This window comes from Microcystis sp. M53602_WE12, assembly GCF_030065455.1.
GTDB lineage: Bacteria > Cyanobacteriota > Cyanobacteriia > Cyanobacteriales > Microcystaceae > Microcystis > Microcystis aeruginosa.
Genome location: NZ_JASJFB010000605.1, coordinates 1 through 4,634, shown reverse-complemented (window position 1 = coordinate 4,634; position 4,634 = coordinate 1). Strand labels below are relative to the sequence as shown.

The 4,634-nt window shown below is 44.3% G+C and carries 3 protein-coding genes; all 3 read right to left on the bottom strand.

The window, feature by feature from the left end; genetic code table 11:
* Positions 1 to 211 precede the first annotated feature (211 nt).
* The 3 genes from PX482_RS19090 to sufD are packed head-to-tail and all read right to left on the bottom strand — an operon-like array spanning position 212 to position 4,395.
* The gene (locus PX482_RS19090) at positions 212 to 1,717 is read right to left on the bottom strand and encodes an RluA family pseudouridine synthase (RefSeq protein WP_002758404.1); all 1,506 of its coding nucleotides are present in this window, start codon (positions 1,715 to 1,717) and stop codon (positions 212 to 214) included.
* Between the two features lie 34 nt (positions 1,718 to 1,751).
* A complete protein-coding gene (locus PX482_RS19085) occupies positions 1,752 to 3,014 on the bottom strand; it encodes a SufS family cysteine desulfurase (RefSeq protein WP_288122857.1) in 1,263 nt (420 codons plus the stop codon).
* 55 nt (positions 3,015 to 3,069) lie between these two features.
* Positions 3,070 to 4,395 carry a Fe-S cluster assembly protein SufD gene (gene sufD, locus PX482_RS19080; protein ID WP_288122858.1) on the bottom strand — a complete coding sequence of 442 codons (1,326 nt, stop codon included), beginning with the start codon at positions 4,393 to 4,395 and terminating at the stop codon, positions 3,070 to 3,072.
* Positions 4,396 to 4,634 lie beyond the last annotated feature (239 nt).

Below are 4,634 nucleotides of genomic sequence, written 5' to 3'. Positions count from 1 at the left end.
GGGTTTTATCGATTTTCAGGTGGTCAACTACCTAATTTTCAGGGAAAAAGTACCTGAATTTTCCCCCCAATCACTCCAATGGTCGGCACTTTTTGAGGAAAAAAAGTCTAAAAACCTTATCCAACAAGGTTTTTAGATTTATTCAGCAAACCCTATTTAACCCCAGTTCGGGTTACTATAGCTAATTTTTGGCTGTTAGCAATTATAGCTCTCAAAAGGGGGTGGGAATGATGAGATCAAGTTTATTTTCGGTCTGAGGATGACGAAAAGATAATTGTTTAGCGTGTAGGTGTAAACGGTCGGACTGCTTACCATTGTACAAGCGATCGCCTAAAATTCCTATCCCTAATCCCTGTTGACTATGAACACGAATTTGATGGGTTCTTCCCGTGTAGGGAATAAATTCTAGCCGAGAATAATTGCCTTCTTTACCGACAACTTTAAAATAGGTTTGACTAGCTTTCCCCCTTTGCCAGTCCACAGTTTGATAGGGTCGATTTTGCGGATTTCCCCAGAGAGGTAGGTCAATTATGCCTGATTCTCGCTCAATAATTTCTGATAATATAGCTTCGTAGATTTTCTCCACTTCTCGCCGTTGAAATTGTTGGGATAAACAACGATAAATATCTAAACTTTTAGCTAGTAATAATAATCCCGAAGTTTCTCGGTCTAAACGATGAACGGGAATGAGATTTTTTCCCTGACGACGAAAACGATTGACCACAGCATCTTGACTATCTTGATAACGTCCTGCTACCGATAATAATCCCGCGGGTTTATTAATAGCAATTATTCCCTCGTCTTCATAGATAATTTCTAGGGATGAACGTAAACCAGAGAGTAAAAAACCCATGAGAGGTTGACATCTTTCTTGACAAGCGCCATAAAATTCTCCCTGTTTTCTATCTCGATTCGATTCTCCCCACCAAAATTCGGCCATGGCGACAGGTTTTAATCCTTTCATGGCGGCATAATTTAATAATTTCGGGGCGCAACATTCCCCTGTTCCCGTCGGTAACAAATTACTGCCCATCAATTTAGCCAAGGAGAGAGATTGTCCAGAAAAGTTGTTTAAACAGTAGGATTGATACAGCAATTCCTGTAACTGTTTGGAGAGGTTCCTACGCTGTTGCTTAAGTTCAATAATTCTCTGATTGGCTAAGTTTATTTTCTCAATTAAGGGTTTTAAAACTTGTTTTTGTTCCTGTTTTAATTGCTTTCTTTCTCTTTTTTCCTGACGACTGATATTATTTAATTTTTCTAATTCTTCTGGGTTTAAATCTCCTAAATTTCTTAACCTATCTCGTTCCTGTTTATGGTTTTGATGTTGTTGCTGTAAAGCTTGTATTTTACGCTCAAAATTTGCTTGATTGAGTCGATATAAATTATGTTCGGGAATTGATTGTAGGGTAATAATTTCCTGTTTAATTGTTTCTAAAAGTTGCAAAACTCGCTTTTCTTCCCGAATAATTTTTTCTCTCCCCACTAGGGACGGAACCCAGCCGGTAGCTTCTCCCTGTCCAGAAAAAGCTTTTAAAACTTCTATTTCGCCAGCAGCATTTTCTCCTAACAAAATTCCATACATTTTACCTTGAGGATTGGTGATAGTTGTCATCAAATCTTGGGCAATTTTTTCAGCCAAAAGAGTGCGGGGCAAGCGCAATAACTCGCCCGTTTCGGGACAAATTCCTTGATAATAATAAGTAACTTCCTTCACTCTTTAAGAACAGGAAAAGGGGCCAGAGATACCCCTAAGAAAAACAATTGGCAAAGAAATCAATAGTTTCCTGTAAAGCGACAATAAAGCGATCGATTTCTTCTGGGGTATTATAAAAATATAGACTTGCCCGCGCGCTGCCAGAAGCATCAAAAAAGCGGTGTAGAGGTTGGGTACAGTGATGACCGGAGCGAATAGCGATTCCTTCGTGGTCTAATAAAGTGGCTAAATCACTGGCATGAATCCCTTCCACATTAAAGGCGGCTAAACTAGCCCGACCCTGGCCCGTTAAACTAGGTGATGGCCCGTAAATTCTTAAACCCTCAATTTCTCCTAATTTTTTGAACAAATGGGCGGTTAATTCTTCTTCGTAGGCATGAATATTATCCATACCTAAACCCATTAAATATTCTACCGCAGCACCGAGAGCAATCGCTTCGCCGATAGCGGGGGTTCCAGCTTCAAATTTGTGGGGCAGTTCGGCACAGGTAAAATGGTCTAAATAGACTTCCGCAATCATTTCGCCACCACCAAAAAAGGGCGGCATTGCCTCTAAAATCGCCTCTTTGCCGTACAAAAATCCAATACCAGTGGGGGCGCACATTTTATGACCACTAGCCACCAACCAATCACAATCTATGAACTGCACATCAATGGCTAAATGGGGGACACTTTGACAGGCATCAATTAATACTTTCGCCCCGACTTGATGGGCAAGGCTGACTATTTCGGCAACGGGATTAATACAGCCTAATGTATTAGAAACATGAAGGACAGCAACTAATTTAGTTTTGTCAGATAACAAAGATTTATATTGTTCTAAATCAAAGCTTTCGTCGCTGGTTAATGGCACATATTTAATCACCGCCCCCGTCTTTTGGCAGACAATTTGCCAGGGGATTAAATTACTGTGGTGTTCCATGACCGAGAGAATAATTTCATCCCCTGCTTTCAGGGTATTTAATGCCCAACTGTAGGCGACTAAATTAATCGCTTCCGTGGCGTTGCGAGTATAGACAATTTCCTGACGAGAAGCGGCATTAATAAACCTAGCCACCTTATCTCTGGCCCCTTCGTAGGCTTCCGTTGCCCGGACACTTAAAGTATGCGCCCCCCGATGCACATTAGCGTTATCTTTTTCGTAATAGTTTCGCAGGGTTTCTAATACTTGAATGGGTTTTTGGGAAGTGGCGGCACTATCGAGATAGATAAGGGGTTTATCGTGTACGGTTTGATGGAGGATAGGGAAATCGGCGCGGACTTTTTGGGCGAGGGTTTTTTCTTGGATAATTGTCATTTTAGTCAGGAGTCAGAGGGGTACTTTGGGCAGGTTGACACCCACCCCGGTAGAGTTATTCCACACTGCGACAGGCGACGCATTGCCCCAATCTTTGGCGGAGGGATTCTAGAGGAATTTTAGCTAAAATCTCGGCCGAGAAAGCATCAATTAACAAACTGCGGGCGGTGTCGGTGCTTAAGCCCCGGCTTTGCAGATAGAATAAATCATCGGCTTCCAGTTGGCTAACGGTTGCCCCGTGGGAACATTTGACGTTATCGGCGGTAATTTGTAATTCGGGTTTGGTGTTGACTCGTGCCTTGTTAGAAATTAACAAATTCCGATTTAACTGGGAGGCGTTGGTTAATTGGGCGGGTTTGGGAACAAACACTTTACCATTAAAGATAGCGTGAGCGCTACCATCAACGATACATTTATGCAGTTGCTTGGTGATGCCGTGGGGATGGTTGAGATAGATGGCGCTGTGGGTATCGGTGGTTTGTTGTCCAGTAATCATGGCTAATCCGTGCAGATTTGTCTCGGTTTGTTCTCCTTTTTGCAGGATATCGAGGTTATGACGGCAGAGTTTAGCTCCTAGATTTATCTCGTTGAGAGTGTAACGGCTATCGCGCCCTTGTTCAATTATCGTGCGTCCGATGTGAAAACCATCTCCCGATTCCCGTTGTACTCTGGTATGGATGACCTCGGCGTTGGCTTCGAGGTAAATTTCTGTGACAGCGTTGGTAAAATAAGAGTAATTTACAGGTAAATCGGAGCAATGTTCGGCTAAAGCCCCGTAATTCTCGATAATATTGACACTAGCTCCTGTTTCCGCCACGATTAGGCTATGGGGCTGATAAAAGCGGGGAATTTCCTCCACAACGGTGATAAATAGGAGATGTATCGGGGTTGTGACGACGGTGTTAGCGGTGACGTGAATTACTGCTACATCGCTTAAGCCAGCTTGGTTGAGTGCGGTAAAAAATTCGGGTGTTTTTTCTTTGCCTAGATAGTTGACAAGAACATCTTTTTGTGCATTGGCGAGATTGCTGACGCTGACACCGGGGGGTAAAGCGGAGATATCGGACAATTCAGGCTGATAAATGCCGTTAACGAAGACTATACGGCTGTTTTTGGCTTCGGGCAGTAAAAAAACAGCTAGGGCATTTTTATCGATTGTAACGGTTTGGGGGACGCGAAAATCGATCGCCCAGAGTTGACTTAAATCGGTGAATTGCCATTCTTCGTCTTTTCTGCCAGGGATGGCTAATTCTTGAGCTTTACTGGCTCCCGATTCTCTTAATTCGAGAATTTTACCGTTATCGATAGTGGGAACCGTTTCTCGCGACAATTTTAACAATAATTCTCCTGATTGTTCAGGTTTCGTGATTATGGCTGTCATTGGTAAGAGGGGGTTGGAGGGTTGGGGTGTGGGGTGTGGGGTGTGGGGTGTAGGGTGTGGGGTGTGGGGTGTGGGGTGTGGGGTGTGGGGTGTGGGGTGTGGGGGGTGGGGGGGGGGGGGGGGGGTGTGGGGTGGGGGGGGGGGGGTGTGGGGGGGGGGGTGTGGGGGGTGGGGGGTGGGGTGTGGGGTGTAGGGGTTGGGGTGTGGGGTGTGGGGTGTGGGGTGTAGGGTGTGAGGAG

What these genes read in the sequence shown, in the direction of transcription:
- PX482_RS19085 (WP_288122857.1), bottom strand. Translation starts at nt 3,014, where the DNA reads ATGACAATTATCCAAGAAAAAACCCTCGCCCAAAAAGTCCGCGCCGAT.
- sufD (WP_288122858.1), bottom strand. Translation starts at nt 4,395, where the DNA reads ATGACAGCCATAATCACGAAACCTGAACAATCAGGAGAATTATTGTTA.